18 protein-coding genes are annotated in these 15895 nt (G+C 47.4%); 10 read left to right on the forward strand and 8 right to left on the reverse strand.

Going from position 1 to position 15895, the window contains the following annotated elements; genetic code table 11:
- Positions 1-21: 21 nt before the first annotated feature.
- The 5 genes from amyS to PQI28_RS07720 form a co-directional block, all read right to left on the reverse strand.
- A complete protein-coding gene (gene amyS / locus PQI28_RS07700; RefSeq protein WP_371743030.1) occupies positions 22-1563 on the reverse strand; it encodes an alpha-amylase in 1542 nt (513 codons plus the stop codon).
- Between the two features lie 175 nt (positions 1564-1738).
- Positions 1739-2266, reverse strand: coding sequence for a DUF2812 domain-containing protein (locus PQI28_RS07705; protein WP_339962906.1), 528 nt, complete (start codon positions 2264-2266; stop codon positions 1739-1741).
- Positions 2263-2595, reverse strand: coding sequence for a PadR family transcriptional regulator (locus tag PQI28_RS07710; RefSeq protein ID WP_339962907.1), 333 nt, complete (start codon positions 2593-2595; stop codon positions 2263-2265). Before PQI28_RS07710 ends, PQI28_RS07705 begins: the two co-directional genes overlap by 4 nt.
- A 130-nt stretch (positions 2596-2725) precedes the next feature.
- Positions 2726-3853: a YfbR-like 5'-deoxynucleotidase gene (locus PQI28_RS07715; RefSeq protein ID WP_339962908.1), complete on the reverse strand. Its 1128-nt coding sequence runs from the start codon at positions 3851-3853 to the stop codon at positions 2726-2728.
- 11 nt (positions 3854-3864) lie between these two features.
- Complete coding sequence (locus tag PQI28_RS07720; protein ID WP_214784898.1) at positions 3865-4884, reverse strand: ion channel; 1020 nt, start codon at positions 4882-4884, stop codon at positions 3865-3867.
- Between the two features lie 106 nt (positions 4885-4990).
- On the opposite strand from PQI28_RS07720, the gene PQI28_RS07725 reads away from it, so the two are divergent.
- From PQI28_RS07725 to PQI28_RS07745, 5 genes are all read left to right on the forward strand, one after another.
- Entirely contained in the window at positions 4991-5449 is a 459-nt protein-coding gene (locus tag PQI28_RS07725) for a hypothetical protein (protein WP_214694705.1), read from the forward strand.
- Positions 5446-5814 (forward strand): hypothetical protein, encoded by a 369-nt coding sequence (locus PQI28_RS07730; protein ID WP_214784900.1) that lies wholly within the window; start codon positions 5446-5448, stop codon positions 5812-5814. The genes PQI28_RS07725 and PQI28_RS07730 overlap by 4 nt, the downstream gene beginning before the upstream one ends.
- Entirely contained in the window at positions 5811-7040 is a 1230-nt protein-coding gene (locus tag PQI28_RS07735; protein ID WP_339962909.1) for a glutathionylspermidine synthase family protein, read from the forward strand. The genes PQI28_RS07730 and PQI28_RS07735 overlap by 4 nt, the downstream gene beginning before the upstream one ends.
- Complete coding sequence (locus tag PQI28_RS07740) at positions 7037-7450, forward strand: DUF350 domain-containing protein (protein WP_012727460.1); 414 nt, start codon at positions 7037-7039, stop codon at positions 7448-7450. The genes PQI28_RS07735 and PQI28_RS07740 overlap by 4 nt, the downstream gene beginning before the upstream one ends.
- A gap of 70 nt (positions 7451-7520) precedes the next feature.
- On the forward strand, positions 7521-8078 hold the full coding sequence (locus PQI28_RS07745) for a hypothetical protein (RefSeq protein ID WP_339962910.1): 558 nt from the start codon (positions 7521-7523) through the stop codon (positions 8076-8078).
- A gap of 41 nt (positions 8079-8119) precedes the next feature.
- Here the strand turns inward: PQI28_RS07745 and PQI28_RS07750 are convergent, their stop codons facing one another.
- The gene (locus tag PQI28_RS07750; RefSeq protein ID WP_339962911.1) at positions 8120-9220 is read right to left on the reverse strand and encodes a globin domain-containing protein; all 1101 of its coding nucleotides are present in this window, start codon (positions 9218-9220) and stop codon (positions 8120-8122) included.
- A gap of 186 nt (positions 9221-9406) precedes the next feature.
- On the opposite strand from PQI28_RS07750, the gene PQI28_RS07755 reads away from it, so the two are divergent.
- Complete coding sequence (locus tag PQI28_RS07755; RefSeq protein ID WP_214685354.1) at positions 9407-9847, forward strand: RrF2 family transcriptional regulator; 441 nt, start codon at positions 9407-9409, stop codon at positions 9845-9847.
- Between the two features lie 39 nt (positions 9848-9886).
- Here the strand turns inward: PQI28_RS07755 and PQI28_RS07760 are convergent, their stop codons facing one another.
- The gene (locus PQI28_RS07760; RefSeq protein ID WP_339962912.1) at positions 9887-10375 is read right to left on the reverse strand and encodes a hypothetical protein; all 489 of its coding nucleotides are present in this window, start codon (positions 10373-10375) and stop codon (positions 9887-9889) included.
- A gap of 37 nt (positions 10376-10412) precedes the next feature.
- Positions 10413-11345, reverse strand: coding sequence for a ring-cleaving dioxygenase (locus PQI28_RS07765; protein ID WP_339962914.1), 933 nt, complete (start codon positions 11343-11345; stop codon positions 10413-10415).
- Positions 11346-11464: 119 nt separating this feature from the next.
- Between PQI28_RS07765 and PQI28_RS07770 the strand changes: the two genes are divergently transcribed.
- The 4 genes from PQI28_RS07770 (at position 11465) to gshAB (ending at position 15871) form a co-directional block, all read left to right on the forward strand.
- Positions 11465-11674, forward strand: coding sequence for a helix-turn-helix transcriptional regulator (locus tag PQI28_RS07770; RefSeq protein ID WP_074035697.1), 210 nt, complete (start codon positions 11465-11467; stop codon positions 11672-11674).
- A complete protein-coding gene (locus PQI28_RS07775; protein ID WP_074035695.1) occupies positions 11671-12138 on the forward strand; it encodes a hypothetical protein in 468 nt (155 codons plus the stop codon). The genes PQI28_RS07770 and PQI28_RS07775 overlap by 4 nt, the downstream gene beginning before the upstream one ends.
- A 129-nt stretch (positions 12139-12267) precedes the next feature.
- A complete protein-coding gene (locus PQI28_RS07780) occupies positions 12268-13596 on the forward strand; it encodes an MATE family efflux transporter (RefSeq protein ID WP_339962915.1) in 1329 nt (442 codons plus the stop codon).
- Positions 13580-15871 carry a bifunctional glutamate--cysteine ligase GshA/glutathione synthetase GshB gene (gshAB, locus tag PQI28_RS07785; RefSeq protein ID WP_339962916.1) on the forward strand — a complete coding sequence of 764 codons (2292 nt, stop codon included), beginning with the start codon at positions 13580-13582 and terminating at the stop codon, positions 15869-15871. The genes PQI28_RS07780 and gshAB overlap by 17 nt, the downstream gene beginning before the upstream one ends.
- Positions 15872-15895 lie beyond the last annotated feature (24 nt).

Below are 15895 nucleotides of genomic sequence, written 5' to 3' on the forward strand. Positions count from 1 at the left end.
GGTGAGACAAGTCTGATGGATTTATTGCTGCGTATAGATGGAAACCGAGCCGCCGTTGACGAAGAACTCGCCCCAACCATCTGCATTGATCGTCACGAGACGACCATTGTTGCCGGTCATGTCTTTCCATACTTCTCCCGCGTTCTGCTTCCCGACATACATCCACTTCGAACCACCAGGTCCGTCCGACAAAATTGTCGCAAGACCTGACTTCGCACGGTCTGTCACACCTTCACGTGTCCAACCGATGACGTCTTGGTGGTTGATGTAGTCATGTTGTGTGCCATAGGCAAAGTCTTTACGCGCTTTCAAAATCGGTTGAAGAGACCCTGACATGTTCGGGATCTCACGGTTCGTTGTCCCTTTCGTCCCGTAATAATCCCCGTAGAAGAGTGTCGGGTATCCTTGACCGCGTGTCATGATCGTCGCATAGGCGAGCGGTTTGAACCAATTGGCAACCGTCGACTCGAGTGATTGCCCAGGTTGTGAGTCATGGTTGTCGACAATGGTGACGGCGAGTGTAGGATGCTGCTCGACGACCGTTCCTTTTAGAATGTTGCGCATGTCATAGTAACCGCCACCGTTCCCTGCCGCTTGGAAGTTGTAGTGGAGCGGTACATCGAATACCGAGTGAGTATAGCCCGTCTTCGCCAAGTAATCATTGATAGCCCCAAGGTCGTTTTTCCAATACTCCGCGACGGTGAACATCTCTTTCCCCGTCGTCTGACGGACGCTTGTCACCCACTCTTTCAAGTACGAATGATTAATATGTTTGACCGCATCGAGACGGAATCCATCGAGACCGAGCGAATCCGCGTACCATTTCCCCCAGTTTTTCATCTCTTGTCGCACTTCCGGATGCTCAAAATCAACATCGGCGTACATCAAGTAGTCATAGTTCCCGTTCTCCCCGGACACTTCACTGTCCCACGCTTTACCCGTGCTTCGGAATTTATAAATCCGGCTTAAGTTCCGTGACTGATCCCAATCAGTCCCGTCAAAGTGATACCAACGCCACTTGAACGGCGAGTATGTATTGTTGCGACCCGCAAAATTGAATCCTGTCCAGGCAGAAATCGAATATTCCCCAGACGTCTCCTGATTCCGGTTAGAAGGATTGACCTCGACAGCCTGAACGGACTCGGTATAATCCGCTCCGCCCTTATGGTTCATGACCACATCCCCGTATACGCCAATCCCTTTTCCGCGTAAGTTGGAGATGGCCGACTGTAGCTGCGCTTTTGTTCCATACTTCGTCCGTGTCGTCCCTTTTTGATTGAACTCTCCTAAATCATACAAATCATAGGCCCCGTATCCGACATCATTTTGAGATGTCCCTTTATACGCCGGCGGAATCCAAACCGTGGAGATGCCAATGTCTTTCAAGTGCTGCGAATCGTTCGAGAGACGGTTCCAATGGAGCCCATCGTTCGGGACATACCATTCAAAGTATTGCATCATCGTACCGTTCTGTGGAGTTGCCGCTTGTGCGACCGGTTGCCCCGAAAGCAGTGCAATCGATGTCACTCCAGCCAGCACGGCAATCCCTTGTCGTTTCTTCAACATCATTCATTCCTCCTCAACTAAATAATGAAAGCGCTTGCATAAATTATTGTGAAGGATTTTGATTTTGTTGCATAGACTAATGTCCAAAAACAGTTCTCTCTCCCTAACTATTTTTCATTTGAATAGTTCAGTTGAACGAAACAAAGACGGATGGCTTGTGCCATCCGCCTAATCATCCTTGACGGCTTATTCGTTTTCGCTTGAAACGGTAGCCAATGTACGGTAGTCCTGTAAATACGAGACCGATTGTCACGAGTAGTTGAACACCGATCAATATCGTCTCGACGATGATTGGCCAATCAAACTGGAACAAGGAAAACAGGGCAATCCATAAAATACCTAGGATGAGCGCAGCCCGTCCCATCTGACGTTCCATGTCATGATATTTCTCCTCTGCCGTTTCGACATCCGAGTAAATCGGCTTGGCATCTCGATTCCCTTTGAAAATATGAATCTCATCTCCGGTCGATGTGACATGTTGCCACCCGCTCGATGCAAACAGGTCAAAGTAGTCTTCATCCGGACGCGTGCGGTAGTCCAAACTATATTGAACGTCTTCCGGCTCCCCTTCAACGAGCGTGTATCCTAGTGGGGCGAATTGCTTCAAATGCCAACCCTTGGCTGCCATTCGTTCTAGTTTTCGCATCTCACGCTCTTCGGCAAACGCTAGTCCCCAGCTCGACATATACTTCTGTCTCATCGTAATCCCTCCATATCTAAAATGGCACAGGCATCTTCGACCATCGCCTGTCGTCTTTTTACATCATCCGTCAGAATCGAACGCCCTTTACGCGTAATCTGGTAGTTCTTTTTCTTTCCGTCCCCGTCCATCGGTTCAATCAGTTCGGCGTTCAGCAGTTTTTTGATAATCGTATACATCGAAGCAGGACCGATTTGCATTCGTCCTTGTGTGATTTCTTCGACAAATTGCATGACCAAATAACCATGACGTGGCGTCGTGAGCGCCAATAAGATGTAAAACATACTATCCGTCAGTTCCCCTAACTCCAGGGAGTCCGTTCGCGGCATCTTCTCCACCTCCTATATCATTGAATGATACATTTCTTACATTCAATATATATCGTTAAATGATATATGTCAATAAATGATATATAAAAAGTCGCGAACAATTAAGTCCGCGACTTCTGTGTGAATCGATTTAGCTTGTGACGTAATCCAGATCGTGCAAAATATAGGCGAGGAAGAAAATCATACTCGGGTTTTCATAACGCATCTGGACTTTACGGAGCTGCTCGCGATACGTGACCTCATACTCGGCCCCGTTCATCTTCCGCTCCATGTTCATCTTGATGAGGGCATCGAGTTTGTCCATCATGTCGACGAGCATCCCTTCATACGTATCATCTTTCGAATCAGCCATATATCGACGGAACGCCGGTTGCATATATGCCGGCAACAGCCCGAGAAGACGTTCACTCTCTGCCCGTTCGTACGCCTCAAATGCCGCTCCCGTCTCTTTCGTCGAATGCTTGACCGGTCCAAGCACATCTCCGGTCACCCCTTCGACTAAGTCGTGACATAGTAGTCGAGCGACGAGCTCGGCGACATCGACGTCAACATCATACTTTTCACGTTCTAGGAGTCCACTGAACATACCGAGCGCGGCTGCCCGGAAACCATGAATCGCATCGTTATCGTCAATCGTGTTGAAGCGACCTTTCCAACGACGGACACTGTCCATTCGCATGACGTTCTCGATGAAGCGTAACACATCAGTCTCCGCCTCAACCTGATCGAACAGCCAACGCACCGAATCAATCGGATGATGACGGAGAGCGGCTTTCATCTCTTCTAACTTGTCATCGAAATGAGGAGAGCCATGGGCGACTTCCCGTCGTACGAACAGCATCGCATCGAAAGAATCGATTCCGTCGACAATCCGTCCCTCGAACGAGTCATCTTCCGCTTCGACAAGGAAGCGGTGGAAGTGAGGACGTAACGACTGTGACAGCAACTCGACAAGACCGAGGCTCGCTGTCCGTTCCATACGTTCGATGTGACCAATCAAGGTCGGCTCTTTTTTCGTCCGGTGCATGATCGGACCCGTCTGTACTTCATTCATGTCGTGGAAAATAGCTTTCCCGAGCAAATCGAGCAAGTCGACGTCACGCCCGTTCTCTTTTTCCACATAAGCCGCGATCAAGCTGAAGACCGCGACACGAAAGCTATGACTCGCTGCATTATCATGATAATGTGGGGCATATTCGTCCCATCGTTGCACGTTTTGCATGCGTGTCATCTTTCGGATAAACGTTCCGTTATGCATGGTTTCACTCCTTACGATAATCGTTCAAATACATCGTCATGACAGACGACATAGAGCATGTCTGTGTCTTGTAGTGGCAAATCGAGCATCGTCGCCACATCCAAGCGGTCATTGACCGCGATGAGTGTCACCCCTGATTCAAGTAATGCTGTATTTGCTTGTCGAACATTTTGCCACTCGACTTTGGGTTTCAACGCTTGGATGTTCCCACCCGACTGTTTGCTTAACAATTGACGGAAAATCGCCGTCGTCCCCGGTTGTAATGTCGCTTTCGCCATCAAGAGCGAGACTGAGTCATTCGCTAAAATAAAGTCGTCGACGCGGACGTGTTTGAATTTCGAGATATTCCGCTCTTCACACACTTCAACGACCGTGTGCAAATCCACTTGATATTCAGAAGACAGCGCCTCGACCGCTGAGGCAATCAAAAGCGATTTCCCATCGGCGAGTAATGTCTCCGTGATTCGCGCATCCGCAAAAATGGCCACGCGTCGTGCTTTCAGGACGTTCGCCTGCAATAAGACCGCTTCATCTGAGGCATCCCCTGAAACGAAGTGCACTTGATCGTGCACGTACGGCTCCTCGATCAATTGATCGATCAAGACGATTTCCGCTTTCGGTTCATAGTTAAGCACTTCATCAATTGCCTTTTTCGTCTTCGGGGACCACCCGATATACACATAATGTCCTTCTCCACGATACACTAGTCTTCCCTCCCGTTTTAACCGTTGAAACGTCGCGCCGATTTCAACTAATTTTCCAATCAACGCCCCGATAATCCCAATCCCGAATAGGAATAAGAAAATCCCGAGCCATCGTCCTGCCACGGAGGACGGATAAAAATCCCCATATCCGACAGTCGTCAGCGTCGTCATCGTCCACCAGAACGAATCAAATAACGACCCGAACGTCTCAGGCTCTAACCAATAACCGAGCACGGTCCCTAGGACGATAATGCCAATCGAAGCTAGAACGACATTTAAAAATGATAATTTCGCTAATCCTTTCCACACACGAAATAAGATATGCACTGTTTCCCCCTCCTTCTCTCTTATATACTAAACGTATCTACAAAAAGATTCACGAAACCATTTTGATCGTGATTCCGTATAAGAAGAAAAAAGGAAGGACTGACATATGAACTCAATCGTCTTAGAGTATCGTCTCTATAAAAATGAATTATCGTTCGAACCACTATACCACTACACGTCTCTCGGATTAGACGAAGTGCTGGCCCGTCGCGAGTGTGAGTTTTTCGTCAAAGACGGCATGACCTATAAGCAACGCTCGTCCGCCCTAGAAGGCGATCAATACTTCTTGATTTACGTCGACCGTTACACAGAAGGACCGATGGACAAACACGAAACGAGCGAAATCAAAGTCGAGATTCGTACGCTTGACGACCGCTTTGACAACCCGCTGCTCGAAGCCTATTATGTCGACCGTCACCTCGATGCGCTCGCCATGCTCGGGAGCCAGTACTTGTACGTCGCCGGCAAAGAATATGAACGTGATTCAGCAGAAACAGATGAAGATCGTGGTGTGTATGTCATCTATGTCACACCGACAGGTTATGAATTGGAGGAATCAACATGAAGACAAGCAAGAAAATTTTAAGTGGACTCTCGGTCGCCGTATTGACCACTTCCCTTGCCGCGTGTGGTGGGGACGAATATGAAGAGGCGGCACTACCGGAAGAACCGACCGGCTACGAATGTGACGATTGGGACTGGGATGACGAGACAGAATCCTATTATTGTGACGATGACCGCTCTCCTCACTTTGGCAGCTACTTCTTACTCGGTAGCCTGTTCAACTCAAAAAACGCATTGAAGAGCTCTTCGTCGTATAAGACGTATAAAGCAAATGGTGGCGCGACTGGCGCCGTATCGAACGGTTCCAATTCAGGATCGTCAAAATCTGGACTCGGTAGCGGCTCTAAAGGTGGATTTGGCGGATGACGCGTGACGAACTTTACAGTCAAATCCCTTATTTTTGGCCCGATTTAAACGATGAAGAATATGCCCTATATGACTGTTTTGAGATGACCGCCTCACAGGTCGACTCTGTCCGAGAGGCGACCGAGGCGGTTGACTCGATTTTCCGGAAGACGAATCAATTGTTGCGTACGCTACCGGACGCGACACTCCGACTACTCGGTTATCCCGAGGCGAGCCTGCCATTCTTACGGGAGAAGACGATTCCACAAGAGACAATCATCGGTCGTTACGACTGGATCATGAAAGACGGTCAACTCAAATTGATGGAGTTCAATGCGGACACACCGACGTTCATTAAGGAACTGTTTGACGTGAACGGCGTGGTCGCTTCCGAGTTTGGTCTCCTCGACCCGAACAGGGAAGCCACAGCTCAACTGAAAACGGAGTTGCGCAAGGCCATCGTCGCCGCATGGAAACGACTCGGACGTGAAGGTACACCAAAAATCGTCTTTACGGCACATGATGACAACATCGAAGACAAGTGGACGGCGCGCTTTCTGCAAGAAACACTCGACTTACCGTCTGTATTCGTACCGTTGCACGCCTTACTCGTCGACGAAGACGGTGTCTACACGCCATCGGGTGAACGGATCGACATCTTGTATCGTCAAACGTATCCAATCGAGCATCTTGTGGACGACCGAGCACCGGACGGGGACTTGATCGGCATTCGGTTGCTCGAATTGAACCTACAAAAACATGTGTCGCTGCTCAACCCGCTCTCGGCATTCCTCATGCAGTCGAAAGGTGTCCAAGCCTTGATTTGGGAATTGTATGAGACCGAGACATTGTTCGATGAAGCCGAGCGCGACATCATCGGAACTTATTTTTTACCGACTTACTTAGAAGAGACACCGTTTCTCGGCGAATCGGATTACGTCAAAAAGCCGGCGTTCGGACGCGAAGGGGACTCCGTCATCTTGTACACGAAAGACGGCCAACCGTTTCACCGAGAAGCACTGCAAACGTATGCGGAAGAAACAGCCGTGTACCAACAGTTCATCGAACTTCCGATACGGATGACGACGACTGTCAAAGGTCGTGTCGAGACACATTATATGGTCGGATGTTTCTGTTTGAATGGACATCCGTCCGCACTCGGCGTCCGTGCCGGTAGCATGATCACGAACAACCAATCTTACTACTTAGCCGTTGGCACACCTACTCAAAAGGAGACAAACTCATGACTTTCATCACACTCGACTCAATTTTAAGCTTCCTCGCCCACCTCGGGACAGGGTTCGGTCTCATTCTCGCTGGACTCATCATCTTCGCACTAACGACCAAATATTCGGAACGTAAATTAATCAAAGAAGGCAACATGGCCGTCGCGTTGAAACTTTGGGGGAAAGCACTCGGACTCGCCATCGTCATCTATACAGTTTGGGCGAACAGCGTCAACTTGCTCGATGCGTTCATCTGGGGACTCGTCGGCATCGCTGCCCAAGTATTGGCATTCTGGACGTTTGAATATATCCTCACACCTGGCGTGAACTTAGAAAAAGAAGTCGAGAACGGCAACATGGCCATCGGTTTCAGTTTATTCGCCGCATCACTCGTCGTCGGTATCATCGTCGCCGCGAGCTTGACGTATTAATACAAACACCCCATGCACGCATTCGCGAGGCATGGGGTGTCTCTATTTATAACAGATTGGAGGAAGAATCATGTCCAAACGAATCATCCTACTCACGATCGTCTCCGGTCTTATCATCGTCGCCATCGCTGTCGGTGTCGGACTGTATACGTACACGAACATTCAGTCTGACAAGTCATACGAAAATGCCCAAAAAGAACTGAACCGTTATATCACGATGAATGACTGGTACGCCTATGAATTTCATAATCGGGAAGAGTCGATTCTTTCTTTTTATTCAAACGAAGATCGTTCCATCATCGGTCTAGCCGAAATCGATGTCAAGACAGGAAATTCAGGCTCTGTCACGAAACAAGTGACACCAGACCAACCGTTCGATTTTGTTGTGCTTGAAGACGGAGAAACCGAGTATATCGGTGTACGTCTCAATGACCGACCAGAAGAAGTTGTTTACTTACGGTTGAACGGTGACGATGTCTCAAAAGATTTTCTCGTCAACGATCCCGAGAACGAAGGCTACGCCATGACATACGTCATCGAAACAACAAAACGGTCAGATGGTGTGTGGTCGCTTGAGACGTTGGATACCAACAAACAAGTCATTCATTCAAGTGAACTCACGGAATAACCTATATTATGCGTCAAGACGACTTTTTCTAGTCGTCTTTTTTAGTTGGTCGCGAGTACAGCAGACGGTCCGAAAAACTCATATCGTGCCTGAGGAATCACACGTACAACCGTCTCCATCATGGCGTTCGGTCCGCACGTATAGACGTCATGTCCTTCGACATCAAGTGCCTCAAGTTGCGTCGCATTCATACAACCCGATACGTCATCCACGTGTGTGATAAGGTGGAGCCCATTAGCCACAAGTTCATCAAGTTCGTCTCCGAGCGGCCGGAGTGTTGTGCTGCGAACCGCGTGCAATAACGTGACGGAGCGCCCTTGTCCGAGTGCCGTCTTCGCCATATTGAAGAGTGGTGTAATACCGATTCCTCCCGCAATCAGTGTGAGCGGTCGATCTGACGTCTCAAGCGTAAATTCACCGGCTGGTGCGCTCACCGGGATTTCTGTACCAACCGTCTGTTCATGGAGCCAGTTCGAAACAAGCCCTTCTTGTTTCGGCGCAATCCAGTACCCGTTCTCTGTCGTATCGATGACACTATATTGGCGGTGGTGCAAGATGTCCTCGCCAGCGATTCGTGCTTGAACCGAGATGTATTGTCCTGGGATGGCTGTACCGACGACTCCATCTTTCGCAACGAGACGGAAGCGCTTCACTTCCGGTGTGTCTTCAATGATTTCTTCGATGATGAACGATTTAAAGCCGATCCACGGTGCGTCATCATACATCTGTTTCTCGAGTGAGATAAAGACATCGGCAATCACACCGTAAGCTTTTGCCCATGCATCGATGATGTCAGGTGTTGCAGCTTCACCGAGTACGTCTTGAATCGCCGCAAGCAAGTTCTCACCGACAATCGGATAATGCTCCGGTCGGATGTTCAAACTTTTATGTTTATGAAGTGCTGGTTGGATGGCAGGAAGAATCGCTTCGAGTCGGTCGATATGAAGGGCAGCCGCATAAACCGCGTTCGCGAGTGCTTCTGGCTGACGTCCTCGCTTTTGATTCGTATGGTTGAAGAAGTGACGAACTTCTGGATTTTGTTCAAACATTCGTTGATAAAAATGCTTCGTGATTGTCACACCATGTTCTTTCAAAACTGGTGCCGTCGCCTTTATAATCTCAATCGTTTGTTGATCTAACATGTGAATTTCCCCCTTTTGTTTTGTACACGTTCATTATGTGAGTCAAGTCACTTTAAAGCAATATATTAAATACTTATTTAAAGTAGATTTCACGTTTCTGACTTATTTTCGCCATCACCCTTTCACATTTGTTCGAATCGCACTTTTTGGGATTGTCTTGTACAATGAAACGAGAGGTGATGATGGATGAGACTCACGCAAACATGTGACTACGCACTGCGAACATTGATGTATAGCGCTACGTTTTCACATCGGCTCGTCACGATTCAAGAAGTGGCAGACCAATATAACATCTCCAAAAACCATGTCATGAAGGTCGTATATGAGCTTGGGAAATATGGTTATTTGGAATCGGTGCGTGGTCGAGGCGGCGGCTTTCGACTCGCACGACCGATGGATGACATCAATGTAGGGGAAGTCGTTCGGACGATGGAACCGTTCGAACTCGTGGAATGCTTCGGGGAAGGCCGATGCGTCATCGCACCTGCCTGTGATTTACGAGGTGTGTTGAATGAAGCCATGTTGGCGTTTCTTCATGTACTCGATCGTTACACGATTGCGGATCTCGTCGTCAACCGAACGAACGAACTTGCCCTACTCCTAGGCGCACAAAACCCGACGGACTGAAAAAATCGTCGGGTTTTTGTATGTCTCTGTTTTTAGGAATCATCGCCACCAAAGTTTTATCATTTTTTTCACATATAGTTCTGGGGACGTCTGATGAATGAAATCTTCAAAACATTCATTCAGGTTATTTTCTAACTCTTCATCGAGTTCGTTTCCATCTTCATCATACAATTCAAAATGTGTATATTTCCAATCGTTATACGCATCAAACAATAAGTCATGGTAGCATTGCCAATGCTTACCGAAATTTGATGTGAATGTTGGCACCCATTGATTGATATAAATATTGTGTAGCAACTCTTCGAATTTGGATGAGTACCAATGGTTATTTCCGAGCTTGTTAACCAAGTCTTGAAATGTTTCCAGCGTCATCGGTTCAACCTCACCAGAATAGTCATAACTCACTTTATTGAACTGATAAGGATGCGGAAATGCCTCTTCTGTTTTTATCCATTGATGAGGGGGGTATTGCTCGATAATTTTACCTAGTAATCTGGCAATTACAAGATTGATTGCTTGCGTCTCCAATTCATTCACCTCATGACAGTTATGAATGTTCACTCGACTATAGTTTTTTTAGTCTCGATTCGATTTCCACTCGTCTCGACTCAAGAAACGGAGGCAAGGCTAATCGCTCTCCGAGTCTCTCAAGCGATTCATCCATCGCAAATCCCGGTTCATCTGTTGCCAGTTCCACTAAGATTCCGCTCGGTTCGCGGAAGTAAATCGACTGAAAATAGTAACGGTCAATAAGACCAGAGTGGCTGATTCCATGTGCGTCAAGCTTCTCGATCCACTTCGTCATATCGTCTGTTTCTTCCACTCGAATCGCCACATGATGCACACTCCCTCGCCCTGGTCGTTCCGACGGCAAATCCGGTCGATCGACGAGATGAATCTCTGTTGCCACACCACCCTCGCCCGTCTCAAAGACACGCACGTCATGTCCATCCCGTTCAAATGTCGTTACATATCGATAGCCAAGCACTTCTGTCAGCACCCGTGCCGTCTTGTCAATCCGTCGTACCGTCCACTCACTGAATCCGAGACCGAAGATGCCGAGGTCCGTTGGCACTGGACCTTTGCTCCAAGGTGTCCCGCTCCCTCCTTCTACAAGACAGAGACGTTGACCCTCATGATCTTCGAACGAAAGGGTTGCCCTTCCTAAAACCGACTCGATTTCTCCGTAAGATACATCGAACGTGTCAAAACGCTCCTGCCAGTACGCGAGCGCTCCATCCGGCACCCTGAGTGCTGTCCGGGAAATACTGTTTGACCCTCGATACGTCTGTCCGAGAAACGGTAACTCAAAGAACGTCAGATCGGTTCCAGGCGTACCCATCTCGTCTGCATAGAACAAGTGATACATCGATGGGTCATCTTGGTTAACCGTCTTTTTGACGAGCCGCATCCCTAGTATTTCCGTGTAGAATCGCAAGTTCTTCTTAGCATCCCCGGTCATCGCTGACACGTGATGTTGTCCAATAATCACCTTCATCCCTCATCTCCCCTTTCGACTATATCGTTATTGTATCATCCCCAAATGAGTAAAGTACTCTTTACATTATGTAAAGTTTGTTTTACACTAGTGGTAGAAACTAGAAATGAGGTGGCACAATGCCATTAGTCAACCGCGTGAAAGAACTGCGTGCCCGGCACCAGTTAACCCAAGGCGACCTGGCCGAAAAGGTCGGTGTGACGAGACAGACGATCATCTCGCTCGAGAAAGGCAGCTACACACCGTCACTCATGCTGGCGATGCACATCGCACGGGTGTTCGAGGAACCGGTCGAATCTATATTCACAATCGAGGAGGAAAGAAAATGAAACACGTTGTCGTTCAGTCTATTTCCAGCATCATCCTGTATGTCCTGATGGCATTTCTATTCAGCTCATTTTTATCCGATGTGTCGAAGACCGTCAGCGAGTCTGACCGATTCTTAGTTGAATTCAATCTGCTTCCCCTACTTTTACTTGTTGTTTTTGGCATTGTTTGGACAGTCTATTCGTTTAACTCCCGGCCGAACAAGCAGTTGAGCTTCACTCAATGGTCTGTCCGCATGACTGAATTTAGTGAAGTCGATGAGCGTGAACAAATCATCACAGTGAAAGCGACAAAAGCGGCATACATCTCGTTCGGCATCTCCGTTCCTATTTTTATGGGGTCGTTTATGTTCTATCCGTTGTTTGAAGATACACTTCCCGCCTATCCGATCTATGCACTCGCTTCAACGCTCATCATCGCGACACTCGTCTATATGACGACTTGGATTCGCGGTTATCGACATTAAGGAATTCATCACGAATTCCTTTTTTTGTGTCCATTTTTCATCGATTCGGCTATCATGATTGCCAATTCTATTACACCGTGCTTATATATAACTAAATGGTTATATAAAGAATGTAAGGAGTCTTGCTTTGTGAAAACCGTCGATTTGACGACCGGAAACGTGCAACGTGTCATTCTCGCTCTTGCCCTTCCGCTCGTCGGTAGCTCATTATTACAATTTACGTATAGTCTTGTCGATATGTTTTGGGTCGGCGCGCTTGGGAGCGATGCTGTGGCAAGTATCGGTGCGGCTAGTTTTTATATCATGCTCGGACAGGCGATTCAATCGTTGATTGTCGTTGGCGCCGGCATCAAAGTATCACAAGCTGTCGGGAGACGTGACCTCAATTCGGTTCAGCGTCATGTCCGGGCCAGCAGGCGTCTGAATCTAACACTCGGTCTTTCGTACGCCTCACTACTAATTGTGTTCGGTCATACCCTCATCGGCTTTTTGAATATGGGTGCCCCCGCTGTGGAGCAGCTTGCGTATGAATATTTATTCGTGAGCGCGCCGATGCTCATCTTTTCTTTCTTTAATTTGCTGTTTGCTCGTCTATTCAGTGCATATGGCAATACGACAACAGCGATGCGAATCAATGCGACAGGTGTCATCCTCAATATGATTCTCTCCCCGATTTTCATTTATCCGTTCCAACTCGGTGTGATCGGGGCTGCCCTTGCAACACTTGTCGCCAACGTCATGATGTTCGGATTGTTTCGGCACCGCGCTCGTACATTATTCAATTGGGATGAAGTCGTTCAGCCGACTCGAGCTGACTATAAAGAAATCATCCGTCTTGGTTTTCCGATGGCAACCCAACGGATTTTGTTCACGGTAATCAGTATTTTTCTTGCCCGCATGATTGGCTCATACGGGACGGAAGCGATTGCGGCACAGCGCATCGGACTTCAAATCGAATCGATTGCCTACATGATGATTGGTGGCTTGAACGGAGCAATGGCTAGCTATACCGGTCAAAACCTCGGGGCACGAAAAGTAGATCGTGTTTACGAAGGTTACCGGGTAACGACCCGACTCGGGATGGTTTACACAGGATTAATTATGTTGTTCTTTTTATTCGTCCCAGATTTACTCATTGGTCTATTCGTCGATGACGTTCGAACCATCGAAATTGGGGCAAGCTACTTGCGAATTATCGGCATTTCGCTCGTCTTCTCATCGATTGAAATGATTGGAAACGGATACTTCTCAGGGCTCGGATTACCGAAAATCCCCGCGACCATCTCGATTATTTTCACAGTGGCCCGTATCCCGCTCGCATTGTTTCTTGAACCTTATCTCGGAATCGACGCGATCTGGTGGAGTATTGCTATCTCAAGTATTGTCAAGGGGCTTGTCTCCGCCCTCTTTGTCCGACTAACGAAAAAGGAAGTGATTTCGCTTGCAGAAGCAGTTTAATCAACTACCCCATCATCTCATCACGAGTGGAAAATTTGCCATCGAGCGAGAAATGTTACGAGTCACGTCAGACGGCACGCTAGCTGTTACGAAGCATCCAAAAGCGCTTGGTCATAAAGCGACGCATCCATATATCACGACCGACTTCTCTGAAAGTCAGGTTGAACTCGTCACCCCGACATTTTCGACAATTGAGGCAGCACATCACTTTTTAGAAACGCTATACGACATCACGGCGCTAAACATAGGTGACGAACGCCTATGGCCACAATCGATGCCATGCGCATTGCCGGAAGGCGGTACGATTCCACTCGCTGATTTTGGCGTATCCGGACTTGAAGCTAGCCGTTATCGAGAGCATTTGCTCCAAAAATATGGTGCGAAAAAACAACTCATTTCCGGAATTCATTTTAATTTCTCGTTTTCCGATGAGATGTTATCCGCACTATACGAAGGGTCTCCCGAGCAATATCGACACTTCAAAGATCAGCTTTACTTGAAATTGATTCGTCAATATTTACGGATGCGTTGGATCATTGTCTATTTGTTCGGCGCTACACCAGCCGTTCACGCCAGTTATGAAGAACGATGTGTCAGTCAGATGCAAGCGCTCTATGAAGATACTTTTTCAAATAAACAAGCATTGTCTTATCGAAATAGCGACTGTGGGTATACGAATGTTGAACCGCTTTATCCAAATTATGCGACACTCTCTAGTTATATAGATGATGTAAGACGGTTCATTGCCAAAGGCGAGATTACCAATCCGAACGAACTCTACTCACCTATCCGATTGAAAACATCGAAAGGTGGTAACGATTTAAATCAACTCGAAGCACACGGCATCGATTATATCGAAATTCGCAATATTGATTTGAATCCGTTTGAAAAGACAGGAATTGCGCGTTCAGATTTACGGTTCCTTCATCTGTTTTTGCTGTACTTGACCTTCACTGAGGAGACACCTTATTTCGATTGGCAAGCTGAAGCGTACAATAATCAACAACGTGTCGCCAAAGAAGGCATGTCTCCTACAAGTGTATTGACTCGAGATGGTTACGCCATACCTTTGCACACGTATGCGACAGAACTTCTCGACGCCATCGATTCGTTCAACACACACTATGACCTCGGCTTCGAAGATGTCTTTCCCGCTGTACGCGAAAAAATTGATCACGTAGACAGGACGTATGCTTCCCGATTAAAGACGATTATGATCGAGACAGGTTATCACGCATGGTCTCTCGCCCAAGCAGAACACTTTTATGAGGACGCCTATGCAAATCGTTTTCGCATTCACGGTTATGCCGATCTGGAACTGTCTACTCAAATCTTAATGAAATCCGCAATTAAACGTGGTTACCGTGTCGATGTCATCGATCGTTCTGACCAGTTCATTCGGATTCGAAACGGCAAACACGAAGAATACGTCAAACAGGCAACGAAAACATCAAAAGACAATTATGTTTCCGTCTTAATGATGGAGAATAAAACAGTGACAAAGTTTGTACTCGCAGAGCATGGCATTCGTGTCCCTGAAGGGGTAGAACTTCAAGAGAAATCGGATTTATCTCAGGCATGGCATTCATTTTCAAAACAACCCATCGTCTTAAAGCCGAAGTCTACAAACTTCGGAGTCGGTATTCACATTTTTAAAGACGGAGCGACGTATGAGGAAGCACTGTCTGCATTTCAGTATGCGAAAACGTTTGATGATGTCGTTTTACTTGAGACATTCTTACCCGGAAAAGAATATCGCTTCCTCGTCATCGGAGATGACGTCGCGGGCATCCTCCATCGTGTCCCGGCGAACGTCACTGGAGATGGCACCTCTTCGATCCGTCAACTCGTTGCGACAAAAAATGAAGACCCGTTACGTGGAAAAGGATACAAGACACCACTCGAGAAAATCGAAATCGACGAGGTCGTCTACTCATTTTTACATGCACAAGGTAAGACACCCGATAGTATTCCCGCTCTCGATGAGCGCGTCTTTTTGCGCGAAAACTCTAACATCAGTACCGGCGGAGATAGTATCGATTACACTGATCAAGTTCTTGACATCTACAAGCGTATTGCTGTCGATGCCGCTAAGTCAGTGGGGGCAACGATCTGTGGTGTCGATATGATGATTCCTTCCCTCGATGATGCGCAAATCGAATACGGTATCATCGAATTGAATTTTAATCCCGCCATCCATATCCACGCTTTTCCTTATGAAGGAAAAGAACGATCGATTGGTGAAATGCTACTTGATTTATTGTTTAAATATTGAGTATTCCTGTTTCGGAATATTCCT

Origin of the sequence: Exiguobacterium sp. USCH10 (assembly GCF_037619445.1) — a bacterium.
In the GTDB taxonomy this organism is placed as follows: domain Bacteria; phylum Bacillota; class Bacilli; order Exiguobacteriales; family Exiguobacteriaceae; genus Exiguobacterium; species Exiguobacterium aestuarii_A.